Raw genomic sequence first — 23,016 nt, forward strand, 5'->3', positions numbered from 1 at the left:
AACTGATAAAAATTTTTAACTTTGCAGTTTTTACAAAAATTCTTCCTGTATGTGACAACATACCGCTATATAGTTGAAAATTATGTGATCTATCTTTACAAAATGTCTTTATTGTGTTAAAATATCAGTTGGTGATTTTTTAATATATTTACTGATATTTGACACTGAATAACAAAAAGCGTCCGATCAAAATACAACAGGAGGGATCCGATGAAAAACAAAAAAATTATCAGTGCGGTAACCGCACTGATGCTGACAGCATCTCTTATGGCAGGATGCAGCGACAAACCGGCAGATGAAAATTCTTCGGCTGCTGATAATTCTTCAGCTGCTGCCACTACAACAGCTGCGGAAAAAGAAACTACCCCGGAAGAAACTACAGCTGAGGAAGATACAACAGACGCAGAGACCACCGAAGATGAAAACGGCATGAAAGTCGTTGATCTTTCAAACGGCGATACAATAGCCGACAATATGAGAATGACTTCTCTTTCGTCCGTAGAAAGAGGCTCACTCAGAACGACTTCCAACACAAGGGCGAATGTAAGCACTTCGGGCAAAGCCAGAAAATGGTCCGACAAAAAGAAAGAAGATAAGAAAAAGCTGACCATAATGGTATATATGGTAGGCTCTGACCTGGAAAGCAAACAGGCATCGAAAGCCGCCACTGTTGATATCGGAGAAATGATATACAGCGGTCTCGACGACAAAGATGTAAACCTTGTGGTATACTGCGGCGGCGCTCAAACATGGTGGATCCCCGGATATCCCTCCGGCAAGAACGCTTATATCGAGTATAAGTCCAAGGATGCTGATATACAAGGCGATAACGGCGCAGGCATAACCATATACGAGACTGATAAGAAAAACATGGGAAAATCCGAGACTTTCAGCGAGTTCCTGAAAGATGCGCCTTCAAAGTATCCTGCTGACGAATATGCGCTGATCTGCTGGGATCACGGCGGCGGACCTGTTCTTGGATACGGTTCAGACGAGCTGAATGTGGACAGCAAGACTAAGCTTGGAGACAGCCTTACTCTCGCTGAGATGAAGACTGCCCTCGAAAAATCTGACTTCAAGAAAAACAAGCTGAAATTCGTGGGCTTTGACGCTTGCGTAATGTCCTCGATAGAGATAGCAGATCTCTGGCAAAACTACGCTGAATATCTGGTAGCTTCCGCTGATTCGGAACCCGGCTGCGGCTGGAACTATGAGTTCCTCAAAGACGTAAAGGGCACCACCGATACCCCAAAGATCTGCAAGAACATCATCAAGACCTACTTTGATTATCTTTCAGAGGTAAGCTCACACTGCTATATCTCCGATGCTACTCTCGCCGCATTCGATCTTTCAAAGACCGACAAGGTAAAGGACGCTGTTGGCGGCGTATGCAAAGCAATGAACGATGATCTGCAAACCGGCGATACAAGATCATACGACAAATTTCTCAATGGTGTACACAGCTATGCAAGCTTCGACCTTGCCGATCTGGGCACTATGGTGACTTCTCTTTCGAGCACATATACCGATGAGACAAAGAAGCTGAAATCCGCCATGAATGATATGCTGATAGACGGCACTACCACTATCGCAAATACCTGCGGTATGTCGTTATACTTCCCGCTTTCAAACAGCACAGCCGACCTCGATACAAGCCTTGTTATCCTGAATTATCTGGGCGGCAGCGATTATATCCAGAATACCCCCATCAACGCTGAATACAAGGCACTGATGAACACTCTGCTGAGCGAAACTTCGGGAGGCACATCTTCTTCAACTTCCAAGCCAGATAACAGCTCTTCCAAGAAAGAAAGCAACAGCTCTTCCAAGACTGAATCAAGCTCCTCTAAAAAAGAAGAGAGCAGTTCTTCCAAAAAAGAAGAAAGCAGCTCATCAAAGGCTGAGTCAAGCTCTTCCAAGAAAGATGACAGTTCATCAAAGCCAGATAGCAGCACAGGAACTGCAAACTCAAATTCAAGCCTTGCAAAGCTTGACCTTGAAGTAGTTGAAAAAGGCGCTAAGTCCTCCAATAAGGATTACAAGGACGACGGATATGCCTATTCTCAGCTGCCTAAAGAAGAAATTAAGAATATCCGTGGTGTTTACTACACTGTACTAAAAAATGTAGCTATCAGCGACGGCGACAAAAACTGGGCTCCATATGTGATCTACATTCCTGCCGAAGTCGATGATAAGGGCATCGCCAAGATGGATCTCGACCCGACACTTATCGGTGTTGTTACCGATAAGGAAGCAGAGCCAAATCTCTGCCCGACAAAGTTCCTGGGCAACGGCAGTTACCGCTCGTCAGGTTCTTTAAGCTCTACCCGCGATCTTTCGGACGAGTATCTTTACGTTAATATAACATCTAACGTTGATAAAAAGGGCAATGCTGCTATCACCGGTATCACTGCTAACCTGTCATCTTCAAGCGGAATGCCTATAACTTCAAAGGACGATATCGACCTCAGTGAGTGGCTGGCATTTGAATCACCGATAGTAAGCTATATTCCAGATGAAAAGGAGCCACGCAAGCATTACAGCGAGGGCAAAGAGGGTCTCATGGGCGGCGAATTCAGCCTGCTGGGCGATAACTTTGATGTTAAAGCCTGCAAGCCCTCGGAGATAGCGGGCGAATATGCAGTACAGATGAGCGTATTCACCATCGACGGCAAGGAGTATTGCAGCAATATCGGCTGCTGGACAATAAAGGACGGCAATACCGAAAAACTCAAAGAGCAAAAGGTTGATAAGGGCGTACTAAAATTCGCTATACTCGATGACCATGCCGAGCTTGTTAAGTTTGAGAAAAAAGGCAAGGAGGAGACCAAGAAGCTGACTGTACCCGATAAGGTAGACGGCAAAAAGGTAACTGTTGTACGTTCAGGCGCTTTCGCAGGAACTAACCCCGAAGAGATAGTATTCCCTGATTCCGTTGAATACATCGGCAGACTTTCATCTGGCTCAACCACTACCAAGAAAATCACTCTTCCCAAGAAGCTGAAAACTATCCCCGATTCAATGTTCAGCTATTATAAAGATCTTGAAAGCATCGAGATACCTTCTACTGTTGAAAGCATAGGTGCATTCGCATTTGAGAGTACAGGTCTGAAGGAGATAAAGATACCCAAGAGCGTTACTTCTATCGGCGACGGCGTTTTCAGCAATTGTACTGCACTTGACAAGATAACCGTTGAGAGCGGCAACAAGAATTACACAGCTGACGCTAATGTACTCTACACAGCGGATAAGAAAAAGCTCATCGCTTTTACAGGCATGGCACATGAGGAGTTCATAGTACCCGAGGGCGTTACCGAGATAGGCCGCTACGCCTTCACGGGAAGTTACGAAAAGGGTCTTACCATAGGAAAGACTGAGGGCGAGGAAAAGGGTCTGAAAAAGATAACATTCCCTAAGACCCTTGTTAAGATCGGCGACTACGCATTCGAGGGCTGTACAGGATTTAAAGAGATAGTTCTTCCCGACAGCCTTGAATACATCGGCGCAGGCGCATTCGGTATATCCTTAATGCAGAACACAAGTGATCTGGCAGAGTTGAAATTCGGTCCCTCTGTAAGAAGAATACGTACTTGTGCATTCTCGGGATATAAGATTAAGAAGATCACAGTTGATCCCAAGAACACCTGCTTCAAGTCCAACGGCACACAGCTGACGAGTATCGACGGCTCTTCTGTTATCAAGCTGACTAAATAAAAGCAAACCTACAAATACTTCCGACATAGGCGCGGCACGCGGTCGACGCAGTCACCGCTAACAAAATTTCAGAGCGTGAGCAATTCTTTTGCCCACGCTCTCTCTATGTGCGGATAATTATCGCCGCGCCTGAAATCGGACAGCATAAGCCACAGCCGACGCAGTCGCTGTTATTTGACAGCTCGGCCCGAGGAACGAGGGGCGACAACCAGCAAACCACCGCCAGCAGCAATTTTCGACTATACCAACAAATTCCAATTAATGTTATTATGCATTATTTCTATAAAGATACAGTAACTATTTCAGTCACGCATTTTTTGCGAAAAAAAGCCTTGACATTATCGCTTTAGTGTGCTATAATATCAAAAGTTGATAATTATTTCAGCATATAGAGAAGGAGTTTTATTAATCATGGACAAAAATATACCTTACAAGACTTATCTTGAAGAAAGTGAAATGCCAAAGCAGTGGTACAATGTCAGGGCTGATATGAAGAATAAGCCCGCTCCCCTGCTCAATCCCGCAACATTAAAGCCTATGACAGCCGAAGAGCTGGGCGTTGTATTCTGCGATGAGCTGGTACAGCAGGAGCTGAACACTACCGATGCTTATATTGATATCCCCGAGGAGATACGCGAGTTCTATAAGATGTACAGACCCTCTCCGCTAGTAAGGGCTTACTGCCTTGAAAAGGCTCTGGGTACTCCCGCTAAAATATACTATAAGTTCGAGGGCAACAACACCTCGGGCAGCCATAAGCTCAACAGCGCAATCGCTCAGGCTTACTATGCTAAAAAACAGGGTCTGAAAGGTGTTACCACCGAAACAGGCGCAGGTCAGTGGGGCACAGCCCTTTCAATGGCTTGTGCATACTTCGGACTTGACTGCAAGGTCTACATGGTAAAGGTAAGCTACGAGCAGAAGCCTTTCCGCCGCGAGGTTATGCGTACTTACGGCGCTTCTGTTACACCTTCACCCTCTGATACAACCAACGTGGGCAGAAAGATACTGGCAGAACACCCCGGCACAACAGGAAGCCTTGGCTGTGCAATTTCCGAAGCAGTTGAAGTTGCAGTAGGTTCAGAAGGCTACCGCTATGTTTTGGGCTCAGTACTCAATCAGGTACTGCTGCATCAGTCTGTAATAGGTCTTGAAAGCCTTGCTGCATTTGAAAAACTGGGCGAAAAGCCTGATATAATCATCGGCTGCGCAGGCGGCGGTTCTAACCTTGGCGGACTTATCTCGCCTTTCATGGGTCAGAAACTTCGCGGCGAAGCAGATTACCGCTTCATCGCAGTTGAACCTGCTTCATGCCCCAGCCTTACACGCGGCAAGTATGCTTACGACTACTGCGATACAGGTATGGTTTGCCCCCTGGCAAAGATGTACACTCTGGGAAGCGGATTCATCCCCTCTGCTAACCACGCAGGCGGTCTGAGATACCACGGCATGAGCAGCACACTTTCTCAGCTGTATGATGATAAGCTGATGGAAGCTGTATCCGTTGAGCAGACCAAGGTATTCGAGGCTGCACAGCAGTTCGCACGTATCGAAGGTATCCTCCCCGCACCTGAGTCCAGCCACGCTATCCGCGTTGCTATCGACGAAGCACTCAAGTGCAAGGAAACAGGCGAAGAAAAGACCATCCTCTTCGGTCTGACAGGTACAGGCTACTTCGATATGGTAGCATACCAGAAGTTCAACGATGGTGAGATGAGCGACTATATCCCCACAGATGAAGATCTGGCTAAGGGATTTGCAGGTCTTCCTAAAGTAGACTAAACTGATATTTAATTGTGCGTCCGCGGTTATCCGCAGGGCGCACTTTTTGTTTATTCAGCCGATTGCAAATCAGAAAAAATAGGAGTATAATGGTAATTGTGATTTTTTCGGGAGCGGTGATAATAATGTCAAAAAGGACGATGACGGAGGGTACTCCGTGGAAACATATAATCAGTTTTGCCATGCCTGTGCTGGCAGGTTCGCTTTTACAGCAGCTATACAATACCGCCGATTCAGTAATAGTCGGCAGAAATGCAGGACAGAACGCACTTTCGGGTGTGGGCACTACGGGAACTTTCGCTTTTCTTTTCCTTGCGATAGCCATAGGTTTCTCCTCAGGAAACAGCGTTGTTATCGCACAGCACTACGGTGCAGGAAATGAAAAAGCCGTCCGCAGAACAGCATCAACAGGCATTATTTTGCTGCTTGCCCTTGGTATCGCTTCAACGATGATCGGTATAGCCGTCAGCGAACCTGTGCTGACCCATATTGTGGGTGTTAAGCCTGCCTACCATGACTATGCATTGAAATACTTCCGATGGTACTGCCTGGGACTTATCTTTCAGTTCGGCTACAATGCCTTTTCATCGATACTCAGGGCAGTGGGTGACAGCAAGGCTACCCTTTATTTTCTGCTTATATCATCGGTGCTGAATATCGCCCTTGACCTGCTCTTTGTGGGTGTTTTCAAATGGGGAGTTTTCGGTGCTGCGATAGCCACCGATATCTCACAGGCTGGTTCATTCATCGCAGCGTATATCTACATGATAAAGAAGTATCCTGTTTTCCGTTTCAAGCTTAAAGAATACGTCTGGGACAGCAAAGCTGCCAAAAGCACCGTGATAGTCGGTACGCCCATCGCGCTGCAGCTTGTTATAGTTTCTATCGGTCTGACTTTAATTCAGCGTGCAGTCAATGATTTCGGCGAGAATATGACGGCATCATTCACGGTGGGTTCAAGGATAGAGATGTACCTTAATCTCCCCTGCAACGCTTTCCAGACTACTCTTGCTACATACACGGGTCAGAATTACGGCGCAGGAAAACCCGAGCGTGTCAAGCAGGGAGCGCGTCAGACTATACTTATTTCTGTCGTTATAACACTGCTTATCTCGGCAGTGATAATGCTCACTTCCCAGAACATCATCAACCTCTTCAAGCTGAACGATGCCGCCGCAGGCTACTGCATACAGCACCTGCGAACGATTGCGCTGGTCAACGTGGTGCTTTCGGTGTATATCCCGCTTTTCGGAGTATTCCAAGGTACCAACCACAGCGGCATGCCTACCATTGTCGCGACCTGTGCACTTTCTGTCCGCCTGATAGTGACCTACCTTTTCAGGTACAGCGACTTTTTCGGCTACAGCATAATCTGGTGGAACGGGCTTTTTGGCTTTGGCACAGGCTGTACAATTACATGGCTCAACTACCTCAACGGCTGGTGGCTCAAAGGCTCGACGTTGAGCACTAAAAAGATATCCGAAAAACACTGATAAGTACTGCATGGCATTGTCTGAAAAAACGATTTTTTAGCAAATCTATTGACTTTTGGGTAGATAAATGTTATAATGTAGTCGCAATTCCGCAAAGGTTAATTCATTTTTTGATATTTATTTGCGGAAAGCATTGTATAATTTAGGAATTTATAATTTCAAGAAAGAAAGGATAATCGAACTATGAAAAAGAAACTGATACTTATGCTTTGCGTAGCTGCGCTCACACTTAGCTTTGCATCTTGCGGAGATACCGACAAGGGTTCTACTGAGTCCACTGCTGCTTCATCTGCAAGCGAAGCTGTTGCCAGCGAGGCTGACGTAAGCGAAGCTGAAACAACTGAGGAATCTGCTGCTGAGGCTGAGAGTGCTGTTGAAGCAGAGTCTAAGGCTGAAACTGAGTCCAAGGCTGAGTCCGATAAGCCCGCTGCATCTTCTAATGAAGAGCTCACCGAGCTGCTCTCTAAGGTAAAGGAGACCACTGCTGACAGCAAGAACTGCGAAGTTACCGCAAAGATGGATATCGATATGGTAATGACCATGAGCGGCACTACCACAAATATGAAAAACACTACTGATATCGTTTCAAAGACAAACGGTAAGAATACTCACACTGTTCAGACCACTGTTTCCGATGAGGGTACAGGTCCTATGACTGCGACTCAGGAAACCTATCAGGCAGAAGACGGCACCACATATTTGTCTACAGATGAGGGCAAGACCTGGGCAAAGACTTCCGGCACTGACTCTATCACAGATACTTTCTCCAGCGAGATCATCGGTGAGGAAGAGGTATTCAAGAACGCTACTCTCACAAAAGACGGCGACAACTATGTTATCACCATCTCCTTCAGCGATCTCCTCTCAAGCGGCGGTGAAGTTGCAGAGGCTTTCCTCAACATTGGCGGCGGCGCAACAGCTGATGGTAATATGATAATGACTATCGGTAAAGATTATTATCCTATCAGTATGTCTATGGAGAACATCTCTTTCGATATGTCCGAACTGTTAAACTCAATTGGTGGTGAGGAAGCAGGTGATATCAAGATGGATATGACAATGAACATGACTCTTAACTTCGACAACTGGGGCGGCGTTTCTGATGATGAAGTTGCTATCCCCGAAGCAGCACTTTCCGCTAAATAATTTAAAGCACCAATACAAAAGACTGTGTGACCTAAGTGATCGCACAGTCTTTTTTGTATCATCAGCTTTTGCGGCATACGGCTGTAACGGACATAAATCCGTCATTTACATCGGCGAAGATATCACCGTGCATACTATTCATAAGCCTGCGGCATATATATAGACCAAGCCCGCTTCCCTGTTTTCCGTTTGTATTTGAACCACGCCAGAAACTGTCAAATATGTGGTCAAGCTCGTTCTTCGGAAGTTCACAGCCGCTGTTTTTAACGGTCACAAGACGGCAGTCTTCTTCATCCGAAAAACTTATCTTTATGTTTTTGCCGTCGCCGTATTTTATAGCATTCTCGATTATGTTCTGAAGCACCTCGGTCAGTCGGTCGGGGTCGCCGTAAATCATGCAGTCGTTGTAGTCTTCCACTATGAATTCTGTACCGTTCAATGAAAGCTTGCTTCGGTAGAATGCTTCAACACCACCGATCACTTGAGAAAGATAATAGTCGCGGTTCTCCACATCAAAGCTGAGAAAATCATCTGAGGAATGTTTGATTATCTCTTCAAGATAACGCTCTATCTCGTCTGCCTTTTCACCGATACTGCCGTAGACTTCTTCCAGCTTCTGCGGGTCGCTGTACAGTCCCCTTGCCAGCGCCTTGGAATAAAGCTTTATAGAAGAAAGCGGCGTTTTGATATCGTGAGAAAGTGAAAGTATCATGGTCTTTTCGGCTTTCGCGTGTTCAAACTCTTTCTGCTTTGAAGATTCAAGCTTCTCTCTCAGCATATCAAGTCCCCAGACAAATTTGCCAAAGTACCTGCTTTTGTCCTCTTTTAGAGGGTCAGTGAGATTGCCCTTTGAAAGCTCATATGGCAGTTCACTTATCCTGTTGAAAGGCTTTATCATCTTGCTCCTGAGATACATAAGTACAGCCAGCCCGCTTAACGTGACAGCGATGAAAGCAATATTCACAGCGACAAACGCTTTCCTGCTGCCATTATCTGTCCTGTCATCATACTCTATCCTGTAAAGCCTGCCGCCTGCCTTGCAGATAACATACTCTCTCTTGCTATCAAAAGCGGCTTCATCATCTACGTCGATATCATATATCCCTGTTATGGCAGTATAATCATCGGCGCTGACTTTTTCACCCGCATCGAGCCGATGTTTCACTCTGTTGACCTCTACAAGGTAATACCCCGATGTCTCACAGCGGTCTTTAAGCAGGACATGGTCAACGGAAGCTGTCAGCACCGCCATTATCACAATGAAGAATACAATAAGCTTGTCGAAGCTTTTCATCTCAGCCCTCCCAGCGGTAGCCCTTTCCCCAGACCGTCAGTATTCGCTTGGGTTCTTTTGGGTCGGGCTCTATCTTCTGACGGAGCCATTTGATATGGACTGTCAGCGTCTGTATCTCGGATTCACTGTCAGAACCCCATATCCGATTGAATATGAACTCCTTGGTAAGCGTCTGTCCCTTGTTTTCGATGAACAGCCTTAGCAGCTCGAATTCCTTGGCTGTCATCTGCAAAGACTCTCCGTTTTTGGTAACTGTACCGCCTGTAAGATCCAGGGTGATATCCCCGTCTGAGAGATCGTCCATAGCAAGTCGGCGTTTGAAAATGCCCTTGACCTTGGCTATCAGAATATCGATATCATAGGGCTTTTCGATATAATCATCAGCACCTAAGATCAGACCGTTCAGCTTGTCCTCTCTGTCAATACGCGCGGTAAGTATCAGTATCGGTGTATTGCTCTGCTCACGTATACGCCTGCACACTGCAAAGCCATCGATGCCCGGAAGATTGATATCAAGCAGCACAAGTCTTGCGCCGTATTTTTCAAAAAGTGTCAGAGCTTTTTCCCCGCTTTCAGCAGTACTTACAGTATAGCCCTCAGCCCTGAGAAAATCACACAGCAGAACGCTGAGCTCCTTGTTATCCTCAACGATAAGTATATCGACCATTTCACACCTCGCATATTTTTGTACTTATATTTAATATTATACTCCCCTTTTGCTGATACGTCAACTGCAAAATTCATTTCCCGAGAAAACAGCAAACGACATCTGATCTCATTTTGCTTTCAAAGATCGGTGTCGTTTACTGTGTACATATCAGGCTGTTTGAAGAATAGTATTTTTCTTATTCAATGCTCGCCGTATCCGAAGCCTTTACATTGCCTGTATAAAGGGAAGTGAGAAGCACGCTCACCACTGTGGCGGCTACGATGACTGCGGGATAAATAACGAACATCGAGATAACGTCGAACTTGTATTCAACGCTGTTCATAACACCCAGCATTCCGAATATAGGATCCATAGTCAGCTTAGTGAAAGGTACGCAAAGGGATGCCGAAATAATTACAGCGAATATAGAAATAAACAGGAAGCGCAGTGTATGATGTGCCACTACCGAGCGTTCTTTAAAACCGATAGCTTTCATCAGTGCTATCTCAGATCTTTCCTTTGCGATGAAGGAGCGCTCCATAAGAACACTTATCAGTATGATGATCACAACCGCAAGCACCAGCGCAAGATCTCTGACCGTTGACATAGTATCGCCGACGCCCATACTGCTTTTGGTGAATTCTCTTGAATCCTCAACGATGCTGACATTCATTATGTCTTTCAGCTTTTCTCTGCGCTCGTCGATCACTTCCTTACTCGGATCATCATCGAAATCTATCTGGAACGCAAATATGGAGGATGGAGCTGTTTCTTTTATCTCGATATCCTGATGCAATCTGCCAACCATGCCCATCTGATCAAAACTCTGGAACAGTGCGGATACCAGGTATTCATCGGTGCTGCCGTCAATGGTTATCTTAACTGTATCGCCTACACTGACACCTATTTTCTCTGCGGCGGCTTCGGCAAAAGCTACCTCATTGGTATACATAGGCGCTGAGCCATCGGTATACTCATAATCTGTTGCCTCTGTCTTGCTGCATTGCAGGAAACTGAGATTGGTGTTCTTGCCATCATACTCAACGTTCAGCTGATACCAGGGTTCAGCCCAGACCTTGCCCGGCATATCGTTTTCGGCAAGTATCTTTTCTATCTCTTCCGAAGCTTCATCGGGTGTCTTTATACCGCCTATGATCTCCATGCCACGCTCACTGTCTGTCAGATAAACATCGCTCTTCTTAACGCTCAGCAGATACAGCAGCGAATCGCTGTCGATGGTATTCGCGGTGGCTGTCAGCACCATTATCAGCAGCGTGAACAGTATAAATATAAATGTTATAAGACCGTACTGCCTTGGTGCGCTGAGTATATCGTTAACGGATAAGAATCCTGTGCTGCCAAGTTTGCTTTTGCTGAGACTCATAACGCTGCGTTTCTTGAAACGCTCACCTGTCTGACCGTTGCGTACAGCATCTATAGGAGAAAGCTTGTTAATCTTAGCTGTGCATCTCCAGCAGAACAGCATGATCATTGCAACTACTACAAGACAGCATACTATGCCAATCAGCACACTGTTATCACTGCCAAGCACCATATTATCGCTGACGCTCTTAAGAAGTGCCGCACCGAAGGGTACACTTATAACATATCCCACAAAAGCACCAAGTACCGCGATGCCAAGGTATTTCACCAAATATAATCCCCTGATGGAGCTGTTTTTAAGACCCACCGCTTTCATTACGCCTATCTCTCTGAACTCTTCAGAAATAGTAAAACCGATGGTGAATCTCAGCACCACAAATGAAACTATCAGCAGACCTATACTAAGCACCATCAGAATAGCCGCAACCAATATATCCATTAGGTATGTCATTCTGATAAGATTTATATCTAAATTCAGCTGAAGATAAGGTGCGTATTTAGCAGAAGCATCTGTAAACGCCTTTTCGTCATTGATATTGAAATAATACATATTTCCTGCAAAATCGGACTTTATAGCTTCATTTTCAGCAAAGGCTCTGTAATCCTCGCTGTTTATAACATATCTCGGATTGGACATCATAGAAGAACCGTAAAGGGCATCCTTGATATAACCCGCAAACTCAAAGTCCTTAGAAACGCCCTCAAGATCTATAGTTATCTTGTCGCCTATCTCCAGATCGGTCTTTTTGATTTCCTGACCAGCAATGTAGATCTTGCCTTTATCCACCTCGGTCAGCATCTCATTATTGCTGTCAAAAACATTTATGCCAACCGTATCGATCTTGTTGAGCATACCCACCCTGTCAAGGTCACACAGGTTTTCACCGTTACGCTGAAGGTTCGAGGATATGAGATAGATAACATCCTCGCGCTTGTAATCGGTGACATATTCATTCTCCTGCAAAAATTCCTCGATATACTGTGATTTCTTTTCACCTCTGGTGGCATAGAACATATCGGGCATATTCGCTTTCTCGAAGAAATAGTCCAGCCCGTTTACAACCGACAGGATATTATTCACACTTGATGCCGCGAACATAGCAGAAAGTATCACAAACAGCAGAAGTATGATGTTCATTGTCTTTTTTCTTTTCAGATCTTTCTTTAATATTCTGAGATACATATTGTTCCCTCCGTTTCTATGTTCACATTATAGCATGGGGATTATTAAATAATCATTAAATCAGCAAGTGGAGATTTTACCATGCGATCCAAGAAATAAATGTCAAAAGGCTGTGAGTATTCAACCCACAGCCTTTCGGATATCACAAATCATTTAGGATCACTCGATACCAAGCACTTTGTAATCCTTAGCTTCAACAGCATTTTTCAGCACATCATCACCAACCTCAGACAACAGCGTAACCACTGCAACTCCTGCGGTATAGTCGGGAGCTGCGCTTTCAACACCGTCAATGGCTTCAAGAGCTTTCTTTACACTTGCCTCACAGTGGGGGCACATCATACCTTCGATCTTCATTGTCTTTGTCATGGTTTTATCCTCCTTTTTTTCTGACGAAGAAACTATCTCTGCGATAGCTTCCCTGTTTATCTGACCGATCTTTCGGTCGTGAACGGCATCATATGGCTTTACCAGATTCAACCGCAGAGCATTCATACATACAAAAAAGCTTGAAAGTGCCATCGCCGCCGCGCCGTACATCGGCTTCATCTCAATGCCGTACAGCCCCATAGCAAGAGGTATGCACACCGCATTGTAGAAAAATGCCCAGAACAGGTTCTGATGAATGTTGCGTATAGTATATCTGCTGAGCCTTATGGCGGCAGTTACGTCTGAAAGACGATTCTTCATCACCACTATATCCGCGGCATCAACGGCGATGTCAGTACCTGCGCCGATGGCTATACCGCTGTCTGCGGAAGTAAGTGCAGGGGCATCGTTTATACCGTCACCCACCATAGCTGTCTTGCCCAGCTTTTTCATGGCGGTGACTACGTCCGATTTGTCGGCGGGAAGCACATCTGAGATAACATGGTCAACACCAGCCTGCGCCGCGATGGCTTTTGCTGTGCGGTGATTATCGCCTGTAAGCATTATGGTGGTTATCCCCATGCCTTTAAGCTCACGCACAGCTTTTTCCGAATCCTCTCTTATCCTGTCGGAAACCGCTATCAGACCCACGGCTTTACCATCGTATGCAAACAGCAACGGTGTTTTGCCCTCTTCTGCCAGGGCATTCGCCCGCTGGGTCAGGGAAGGTTCGGTCATGCCTTTTGAAGTCAGAAATCTCAGACTTCCGCCCACAAGTTCTCTGTCATCAAGCGTACACCTCAACCCATGCCCCGAAAGCACTTCAAAGTCGGTGACTTCCTTTATCGCAAGACCCTCAACCGCAGATGTTACCGCCTTTGAAAGAGGATGCTCGCTGTTTTTTTCAAGTGATGCGGCAAGGGTCAGAAGTTCCTTTTCATCTATTCCGATGGGTATAATATCCGTCACAGCAGGGTGTCCCTCAGTGACGGTGCCTGTCTTGTCAAGGGCTATAATCTGCGTCCTGCCTGCGGCTTCAAGTGCTGAAGCGGTTTTGAAAAGTATGCCGTTTTTAGCACCAACACCGCTGCCCACCATTATCGCCACAGGGGTAGCAAGCCCAAGCGCACAGGGACAGCTTATCACCAGCACAGAAATACCCCTCGCTATAGCAAATGAAAAGGACTTCCCCGCTATCAGCCAACCTGCAAGTGTCAGCACAGAAAGCACTATGACCGTCGGAACAAATATCATTGAGACTTTATCGGCTATACGCGCAATGGGTGCTTTTGTTGCCGCCGCATCTGATACAGTCCGTATTATACCCGCGAGAGTTGTATCCTCACCGACCCTTGTTGCTCTGCACTGGATATACCCCTGCTGATTTATGGTAGCGGCCGATACGCTGTCACCCTCGGACTTATCTGCGGGTATGCTCTCTCCTGTCAGGGCTGATTCATCTACCGAGGTACTGCCTTTGAGTATAACTCCGTCCACAGGTATCTTCTCACCTGGGCGCACTGCGAAAATATCTCCCGCATGTACTTCTTCAATACCCACCTCTGTTTCTATACCATCTTTCAGCAGAACAGCAGTCTTCGGCGCAAGACTCATCAAGCCTTTGAGCGCGTCGGTAGTACGTCCTTTAGATTTAGCTTCAAGCATTTTGCCAACAGTTATAAGCGTCGGTATCATGGCGGCAGATTCAAAGTACATATTCATGCCGTATTTCATCACGACATCATGTCTGCCCTCTCCCTGAGCTAGTATCATAATAAACAGCTCAGCCACCGAATATACAAAAGATGCACCCGAGCCCAGGGCTACAAGGGTATCCATATTCGGTGCTTTGTGGATAAGAGAGCTCACACCTGAAACGAAAAATTTTCCGTTTATGACCATAACAGCCGCCGCGATAAGCAGTTCAAAAAGCCCAAGAAACACATGATTATCGAAAGCGGCGGGAACATACCAGCCCCACATCATATGACCCATGGAAAAATACATCAGAACCATCAGCAAAGGCACCGACCACAGCAGGCGTTTTTTCAGTATGGGTGTTTCACGGTCTTTCAGTGCTTCCGAATCTGCCCAGGATGGCGAGCCATTTGTTTCAGCTTTAAGAGAAGCGCTTTTAGTTGATGCGCCGTAGCCAGCTTTTTCCACAGCTTCAACTATATCCGCCGCAGAAACATCGCCCTCAACACCCATTGAATTCGTAAGCAAACTTACACTGCAGGAGGTCACTCCAGGGACTTCCTTTACGGCTTTTTCAACACGTCCCGCGCAGACCGCACAGCTCATGCCCGTGACTTGATATTGCTCCACTAAATATCACCTCATAAGCTTTTCAAGAGTTTTCATCAGTTCATCGATCGTATCCTCGCGCCCCTCACGGATATCCTCCGAAACACAGGTACGCAGATGTTCTGCAAGAAGAGTTCTGCAAAAGCTGTTCAGTGCAGAGTTTGCCGCCGATGCCTGGGTAAGGATATCGGGACAGTATGCGTCCTCTTCAAGCATTCGCTGCAAGCCGCGTATCTGACCCTCGATACGTTTCAGTCGATTCATAAGTTCACGACGTTCTTTTTCACTACGGACTTTTTTTCTGTCACAACAGCAGATATGTTCAGTATCAGACATACATTATCATCTCCTATTATACCCCCACGGGGTATTCTCTATGCATACAGTATATACCCCACCGGGGTATTTGTCAAGGCATTTCACAATTTTTTTACTTTCTTTCCAAATCAATACCGCCCCTAAAAGGTGGCTATTACTGGCTAACCCACTCAAAGTGGGATCGAATGTTTAGCATCGCATTTACTATCACTGGCAGCCGCTTAAGCTGCTGTCTATTTTTGCCTACTTATTCTTACTACCCGTAAACGGGTCCATGTATTCTTTGAAACTTATTTGATCTGCCATATAATCTTCTTCCGTTTGGTTCTTTATGTATTCTTTGATTACTTTTTCATTACGTCCTACCGTATCTACATAATATCCCCTGCACCAAAAATGACGACTTCCATACTTGTATTTCAAGTTTGCGTGCCTATCAAATATCATCAATGTGCTTTTCCCCTTGATATATCCCATAAATTGTGATATACTTATATGTGGTGGAACACTTACGAGCATATGTATATGATCTGGCATTGCATTTGCCTCGATTATTTCTACTCCTTTCTGCTCACAAAGCTTTCTAAGTAACTGTCCTATGTCTGCCCTTATTTGTCCATAGATCACTTTTCTTCGATATTTTGGTGCAAACACTATATGATACTGACACCTATATGTCGAGTGGCTCGAATGTTTTATTTCGTTCTTCATGCTTATAACCTCCGTCTATTTTCTTTAGTAATGCGGTCGCCAAACCATTTACTATTGTATCATACTCGGAGGTTATTTTAAATCGCTTGCTGAAGCTTTTTTATCTCCCCCGGTAGAACCTGGGGTTTATTTTCGCTAAAGCACCAACAACAATGCAGCCTGCACAAATTGCACAGACTGCTTTTGGTCACATCATAGAATATTTTTGTTTTTTCACTGTCTACTTAACAGGTGACGGGTCAATTTACCTTTATGATTATACCATCTTTTAATGATAATATTTTACATATTATTTCAAGTAAAAAAGAGTGCAAAGAGTTTTTTGAAAACCAGCCGACATAAAGTTCGCAATAAATGTATAGTCCACAATAATCGGTCAGACGCATTTCTATATATTATCTCTTGCATGGGTTGACAAAAACAGATAAGTAGTGTATACTTATTTATAATAATTAAACACGTTTAATAAGTAGGTGAAATTATGCCCCGGAAGCAAAAGCGCGACCTCGAAGCAACTAAAAAACAACTGCTTGAAGCCGCAAAAGAACTTATAACATCATGCACCGATTCGGACGATGTTACCTCTCGGAAAATAGCCGCAAAAGCTCATGTCAATCCCGCAATGATAAATTACTGCTACGGTTCGAGAGAGAATCTGCTGTACGAAGTTTTCAAACAGCTGATCGCCGATATACAAATCGCTCGCCCCGAACTTTCCGAGATGCTTCATGCCGATATCCCCGCAAAACAGCGCCTTATCCTGCTGCACTTCGGCATGATGAAAATTATGATCGAAAATTTCAGTTACTCAAAAGCGATAACGAAGTACATACTTCTCAACCGCACCAACGGTGTCGGCATGGAAAGTCTGCCCTATATAACGGAGCATTTCGGCAATCGTAAAAGTGAAGAAGAATGTAAGCTCACAGCCTTTGAACTATGCAGTATTCATGAACTTGCAGTGCTCAGGCACAAAGAGTTGAAAGAACTCTGCAGCATCGACCTTACAAACGATGACGAACTTTTAGCATACGTCACCAATAACGTCGAGCGTTTTCTCGGTGAATAATCCACAGAATACAGGAGGTCATTCATGGCAGATAAAAAAGCACTTCTCGTAATAGATATGCAGAACGATTATCTGTGGGCGGAGCGCAAGCCCATGTTTTCTTATGACACTGAGCGCCTTGTACGTTCGGTCAATGAGACCATCGCACAGCACAAAGCTTCGGGCGATGACATCATCTACATCGGTCAGGTCTTTCCAAATATCGTCACAAACAGGCTAATCATAGGCTTTTCGATAAAAGGCACCGAGGGCGCAGAGCTTTACAGCGGACTTGATGTGGTTTCTCATCTGTACTTTGAAAAGAATCTCCCGAATACTTTTACATCGAAAAGTTTCAAGGAATATCTGTCCAAAAATAAGTACATCACATTCACTGTATGTGGTTTAGACCTTTGCGGTTGTGTCGGCGCAACTGCGAAAGGCGCACTCAGAACAGGAGCCAAAGTCTTTCTTGACGAGAAAAGCACAGGCTGTCGTTTTTCAGCTGAAAAAGCCCAAAAACGCAAGTCAGAACTGATAAGAAAAGGCGTAAAATTCATCTGATATTAGTTTGCAAGTGCAAAATAGAAATGACCCATACTATATAAATAGACCGTTACCTAATAAAAGCAGGAACGGTCTTTTTTACTATTTTTGGGAAGACAATCTTTTCTCCATGTGCACACAGCGGAATGTCCCGCCCTCGATTATGTTTTCTTGATCGGCGATATAACCAAGTTTTTCGTAGAAACCTGTCTTTTCGACACGGCTTTCCAGTACAGCGTAGGTGTAGCCCAACTCTCCCGCCCATTCTTCGGCTGAAAGCACTGCCCTGCTCCCAAGACCTCTTCCGCGGTATTCAGGAAGAACAACCACTCTGCCTATCATCACCGCGCCATCCCCGATATCGTAAAAACGGCAGGTCGCCACAGGAAAATCATCGTCGAGGATAACTATATACTTTGTTTCATTATTGTCATGTTCATCGAATTCCTCTTCCAGCGTGATGTGATATTTCTTCGCCATCGCCTGTATGCGAACGTAATACGCCCCCGCCCTTGTCGCTGTATTTTCAGCCCTTATCACCTGCACAGATATCACCTCTGCAAACATTATAACATACCTTGCTTGAAATGTAAACATTTTATCTGATGACCGAGATAGTTAAGATATATAAATATATTATCATTAACTAATGCAAAAATCAAGTACAAGTTTTGAATTATTATAATTTATAATTATATGAACTTGTATTCATGAAACATCGGCATCCGAAAACATTTACGAGTAAAAATCCCGATAAAAATGCATCTTCACTTTTGTTATATGATTTGTATAATATCACTTATTTTCATACCATTCACAAAAATAATACAAAAAATGAATATTCATCACTGAATTTTGAATAGAATTGTTTGATGTTTTAGTGTATAATTAACATTGTTAGGAGGATATTAACCTCATTAACATCAGAATGGAATATAAAAATCTGAAAACAAAAGGAGAGCTGATCAATTATGAAAGCTATAATCATGAGAAAGACAATGGCGACACTTATGGCAACTGCCGTTGTTGCATCGTCTTTCGGTGCAGGGGTCATCAATTCCGATAACGGCGCTCTGTTTGGCGTGAACAGCATTATCGCAAACGCTGAAAGCACCTCATCGGTAACCGTAACAGCTTCGGCAGGATACGCAGAAGGCGCTTATGCCGAATGGAAAGCAGTTTCCGGAGCTTCGGGATACAATGTATATGCCGACGGATACAAGCTTGATTCGATGCTTATACGCCAGTATTCTTCATGCTTCCGTGCAGACGCTCTTGGTCTGAAGTCGGGCAGCCATACGCTGAAGATCGTTCCTATCATAAACGGCAAAGAGGATTCCTCCAAGTCCGCATCAGTGAATGTGAACACATCAGCCCACGACCGTTCGGGATTCGGTTTCGTCAACGGAACATCATCGGGCGCATATAACGATAACGGCTCACTCAAAAGCAATGCAACTGTTATCTATGTTACCAATGCAAACAAGGATTCCGTCACTGTTACCATGCCCGACAAGAAAGGCAATTCAACATCTTTAACAGGCGTGCAGAATATCCTTACCAACTTGAAGAGCAACAGCAAGGTAGGTCCTGTCTGCATACGTTTCATCGGCAACATTCAGGATCCTGCAAATATGCCCAGCGGAGACCTTTATGTTGATGCTATAACCTGCGGTCTTACCATCGAGGGTATCGGCAAGGACGCAACTTTCAACGGTTTCGGTATCGTTGTAAAGAATTCTTCAAATGTTGAGATCAGAAATCTCGGTTTCATGAACTGCAACAGTTCCGAGGGCGATAACGTCGGCCTGCAGCAGAAGAATGATCATGTCTGGGTACACCACTGCGATATGTTCTACGGCGATGCAGGTTCTGATGCCGATCAGGCTAAGGGCGACGGCGCACTTGATACCAAAACATCCAGCTATATCACCCACTCATACAATCATTTCTGGGATAACGGCAAGTGCAATCTCCAGGGTATGAAGTCTGAAACTACCAGCAACTATATCACATATCATCACAACTGGTATGACCACTCAGACTCCCGCCACCCAAGAATTCGTACCTGTACAGTACACATTTATAATAACTACTTTGACGGCAACGCAAAATACGGTGTCGGCATGACTCTCGGCGGTTCTGCTTTCGTTGAGAACAACTATTTCCGCAACTGCAAGTACCCCATGCTGATATCCATGCAGGGTTCTGATAACGCAACAGGCGGAACATTCTCAGGAGAAAACGGCGGTGTGATAAAGTCCTACAACAACAAGGTAACAGGCGACAAGACCAAGGGCTATGTTACCTATCAGCAGAATTCCACCGATTTTGACGCTTATGAGGCCAAAAGTGCGACCGAGCAGGTTCCTTCCTATGTAAAGGCAAAGCAGGGCGGCAGCACTTACAACAATTTTGAAACTTCAAGCGTGATGTACAAATACTCCGCACAGAGCCCCGATGCTGCCGCTGAGACCGTAAAAGCAAATGCCGGACGTGTTCAGGGCGGCGATTTCAAGTGGACATTCAACAATTCCGTTGATGATGAGAGTGCCTCTTTAAATACAGGTCTGAAATCTGCACTGAAATCCTACAAGGATTCCATCGTGGCAATCGGTTCGGGATTCTCCGATTCGACAACACCCTCAAACAACGATTCATCAAGCAGCTCTAAGCCAGATGATTCCAGCAGTTCAAAGCCTGACAGCTCAAGCGGTTCTCAGACTTCGGTACCTGCATCATCGAATGTACATAACTTTACAACTAACGGCACAAACAGCAGTTTCTTCTCCATCACGGGCAACCTCTCGACTTCCAAGGGAACTGTAAACTACGGCGGTCAGACCCTAACCCAGTGCCTGAAAATCGAAAGCGCCACAAGCATCAGCTTCAACGCTCCCGCGGCTGGCAAGCTGACACTCGTTTTTGTCGAGAGCACAGGCAATATCAAGCTGGACGGCAACAAGCTGACAGCATCAAACGGCGTTATCACAGCTGACGTTTCCGCAGGCAGCCACACCCTCACAAAGGCAGACACTGCAAACCTGTTCTACATGGCTTACTCAACTCAGGGCGGCTCTTCCTATCAGCAGCCCGATGACAGCTCACAGAGCGGCGGAAACAACGGCGGTAATAACAGCGGCAACACAGGTGGAAACACAGGCGGAAATAACAGCAGCACAACAATAAACGGCGTAAAAGCTGTAAGCGCAGGCGGCTGGAACGAAAGTCTGTACGTTGTATTCTCCGGTCTTAGTGATTCTGATGTTACAGGCGTTTCATATTCGGGCAAGGTATCGGGCAAGCTGACAGGCAACGACCTTAACTATCTGGTACGTGATACCTCTGCAGGTCTGAGAGTTGATATACCCGGCGTACCCGCAGGTACTTATTCCGTTACCTTGAACACCACAAAGGGCACAATCGTCCAGAGCGGATTGCAGGTAAATGCACAGGACCGTTCAGGCTACGCACACTACAATTACACCGCAGGTGTTGGCGCATACAACGATAACGGTACGCTGAAATCCAACGCTATCGTCCTCTACGTTACCAACAGCAACAAGGATACAGTTTCCGTTACTTCCAAGGACGGCACAACCGTTACCGGTATCGGCAACATACTCAACTCTGTCGGTCAGGACGCAGGAAGCGGTAAAACTTCCAACGGCGGTAAGGCCAATTCCAATAAAGGCATCATCAAGAAGCTGGCTCAGGACGGTACACCTCTTGTTATACGTATAATCGGAGATGTCAAGGCTCCTTCGGGTCTTACAGCTTATGACTCCATAGATTACGGCGGAAGTGTCGGCGACAACGGCTACATGGCAAGAATGAAGTCGGGCAAGGATATCACCATCGAGGGTATCGGCACTGACGCTACTATCAACGGCTGGGGATTCCATTTCATCTGTGAATCTTCGGCTCCAAGTCTCGGAAAGAGCTTTGAAGTTAAGAATATCGCATTCAAGAACGTTCCCGAGGACTGCATAGGCATGGAGGGCGTTCAGGAAAGCTCAACACTGACAGCTTCCGTTGAAAGATGCTGGATACACAACTGCGAATTCTACGCACCTTCAATATCTAATCCTGCTGAATCAGATAAGGCAGGCGGCGATGGTGCCTGCGATTTCAAGCGTGGTCAGTACTTCACAAACAGCTACTGCTACTATCAGGGCTACCACAAGACGAACCTCGTTGGTTCCTCCGACAGCAGCCTGCAGTACCACCTGACTTATCATCACAACTACTGGAACAAGTGCGAATCCAGAGGACCTCTGGCTCGTCAGGCAAACATTCATATGTACAACAACATATTCAGCGGACAGACAAGCTACTGCATGAACCCGAGAGCAAATGCCTACATTTTCTCCGAGTACAATATCTTTGATAGCTGCAAGAACCCTATGCAGGTAAAACTGGGCGCAGTAAAGAGCTTCAATGACGTATTCAACAACTGCAAGGGCGATATGCAGGGCACTATCGTATCAAGCAAGAGCACCAAGGTAAACACCGATAACAAGTATGCAAACTTTGATACGAACTCATCTATCTGCTACATCCCATCGGGCAATTACTTCCTCCAGACAGATACATCGAAGCTTGCATCTTACTTTGATGTTTACGGCGGAACTCTCGATGAGACCACAGTAGTAAACGGCTCGACTTCTTCGTCGGGTACAACTCAACAGCCTTCTACTCTTGATCCCAATGTTTATCCTGTGATAAAGTCTATCGATTACAACGAACAATATCACCAGATAAGATTCACATGGAATCCTGTTCAGGGCGCTACAAACTACGGTATAGCTGTATTCCTTGCAGGCAAGTGGAGAGTTCAGACTTCTGCTATCCCTGCATCTACCCTCAGCTTTACAACCCCCAAGAACCTCACTCCCAATCTGACTTATAGAGTAGCTATCGCAGCCAAGGTCAATGGCGAGTGGACATCAACAGCTTCTATCAAGCACGCTGTTACAGTTACTGTAAGGTAAACATAGGAAAGAACCATCCTTAAAATGAAGATCGCGCCTAGTCACTTTGTACGAGGCGCGATCTTTATTAGTTGACTTT

The 23,016-nt window shown here is 45.5% G+C and carries 14 protein-coding genes; 7 read left to right on the top strand and 7 right to left on the bottom strand.

From position 1 onward, the window contains the following. The first annotated feature begins 210 nt into the window (after window positions 1–210). The 4 genes from BMY75_RS13735 (at window position 211) to BMY75_RS13750 (ending at window position 8,135) form a co-directional block, all read left to right on the top strand. Window positions 211–3,714 carry a clostripain-related cysteine peptidase gene (locus tag BMY75_RS13735; protein WP_074834789.1) on the top strand — a complete coding sequence of 1,168 codons (3,504 nt, stop codon included), beginning with the start codon at window positions 211–213 and terminating at the stop codon, window positions 3,712–3,714. A 411-nt stretch (window positions 3,715–4,125) separates the two neighbouring features. After that, entirely contained in the window at window positions 4,126–5,496 is a 1,371-nt protein-coding gene (locus BMY75_RS13740; RefSeq protein ID WP_170844307.1) for a TrpB-like pyridoxal phosphate-dependent enzyme, read from the top strand. Between the two features lie 89 nt (window positions 5,497–5,585). Continuing rightward, window positions 5,586–6,989, top strand: a complete 1,404-nt coding sequence (locus BMY75_RS13745; RefSeq protein WP_081350558.1) for an MATE family efflux transporter — start codon at window positions 5,586–5,588, stop codon at window positions 6,987–6,989. Window positions 6,990–7,172: 183 nt separating this feature from the next. After that, window positions 7,173–8,135: a DUF6612 family protein gene (locus BMY75_RS13750; protein ID WP_074834792.1), complete on the top strand. Its 963-nt coding sequence runs from the start codon at window positions 7,173–7,175 to the stop codon at window positions 8,133–8,135. Window positions 8,136–8,196: 61 nt separating this feature from the next. Here the strand turns inward: BMY75_RS13750 and BMY75_RS13755 are convergent, their stop codons facing one another. The 6 genes from BMY75_RS13755 to tnpA all read right to left on the bottom strand — a co-directional run bounded on the left by BMY75_RS13755 (window position 8,197) and on the right by tnpA (window position 16,349). Next, the gene (locus BMY75_RS13755) at window positions 8,197–9,429 is read right to left on the bottom strand and encodes a sensor histidine kinase (protein WP_074834794.1); all 1,233 of its coding nucleotides are present in this window, start codon (window positions 9,427–9,429) and stop codon (window positions 8,197–8,199) included. 1 nt (window position 9,430) lies between these two features. Next, a complete protein-coding gene (locus BMY75_RS13760) occupies window positions 9,431–10,096 on the bottom strand; it encodes a response regulator transcription factor (RefSeq protein ID WP_074834797.1) in 666 nt (221 codons plus the stop codon). A 178-nt stretch (window positions 10,097–10,274) separates the two neighbouring features. Next, window positions 10,275–12,644: an ABC transporter permease gene (locus tag BMY75_RS13765; RefSeq protein ID WP_074834799.1), complete on the bottom strand. Its 2,370-nt coding sequence runs from the start codon at window positions 12,642–12,644 to the stop codon at window positions 10,275–10,277. A 159-nt stretch (window positions 12,645–12,803) separates the two neighbouring features. Continuing rightward, the gene (locus BMY75_RS13770) at window positions 12,804–15,341 is read right to left on the bottom strand and encodes a heavy metal translocating P-type ATPase (protein WP_074834801.1); all 2,538 of its coding nucleotides are present in this window, start codon (window positions 15,339–15,341) and stop codon (window positions 12,804–12,806) included. Window positions 15,342–15,347: 6 nt separating this feature from the next. Next, window positions 15,348–15,656, bottom strand: a complete 309-nt coding sequence (locus tag BMY75_RS13775) for a metal-sensing transcriptional repressor (RefSeq protein ID WP_074834803.1) — start codon at window positions 15,654–15,656, stop codon at window positions 15,348–15,350. 225 nt (window positions 15,657–15,881) lie between these two features. Beyond that, entirely contained in the window at window positions 15,882–16,349 is a 468-nt protein-coding gene (gene tnpA, locus BMY75_RS13780; RefSeq protein WP_081350559.1) for an IS200/IS605 family transposase, read from the bottom strand. Window positions 16,350–16,830: 481 nt separating this feature from the next. On the opposite strand from tnpA, the gene BMY75_RS13785 reads away from it, so the two are divergent. Both BMY75_RS13785 and BMY75_RS13790 read left to right on the top strand, forming a co-directional pair. Continuing rightward, complete coding sequence (locus tag BMY75_RS13785; RefSeq protein WP_074834805.1) at window positions 16,831–17,418, top strand: TetR/AcrR family transcriptional regulator; 588 nt, start codon at window positions 16,831–16,833, stop codon at window positions 17,416–17,418. 24 nt (window positions 17,419–17,442) lie between these two features. After that, the gene (locus BMY75_RS13790) at window positions 17,443–17,961 is read left to right on the top strand and encodes a cysteine hydrolase family protein (RefSeq protein WP_074834808.1); all 519 of its coding nucleotides are present in this window, start codon (window positions 17,443–17,445) and stop codon (window positions 17,959–17,961) included. A gap of 84 nt (window positions 17,962–18,045) precedes the next feature. Here BMY75_RS13790 and BMY75_RS13795 read toward each other — a convergent pair whose 3' ends face one another. Beyond that, window positions 18,046–18,540: a GNAT family N-acetyltransferase gene (locus BMY75_RS13795; protein ID WP_242940244.1), complete on the bottom strand. Its 495-nt coding sequence runs from the start codon at window positions 18,538–18,540 to the stop codon at window positions 18,046–18,048. A gap of 374 nt (window positions 18,541–18,914) precedes the next feature. Between BMY75_RS13795 and BMY75_RS18500 the strand changes: the two genes are divergently transcribed. Further along, window positions 18,915–22,937, top strand: a complete 4,023-nt coding sequence (locus BMY75_RS18500) for a pectate lyase family protein (protein ID WP_074834810.1) — start codon at window positions 18,915–18,917, stop codon at window positions 22,935–22,937. The last annotated feature ends 79 nt before the right edge of the window (window positions 22,938–23,016 follow it).

Origin of the sequence: Hominimerdicola alba, from assembly GCF_900109655.1 — a bacterium.
Classification (GTDB): Bacteria; Bacillota; Clostridia; order Oscillospirales; family Ruminococcaceae; genus Hominimerdicola; species Hominimerdicola alba_B.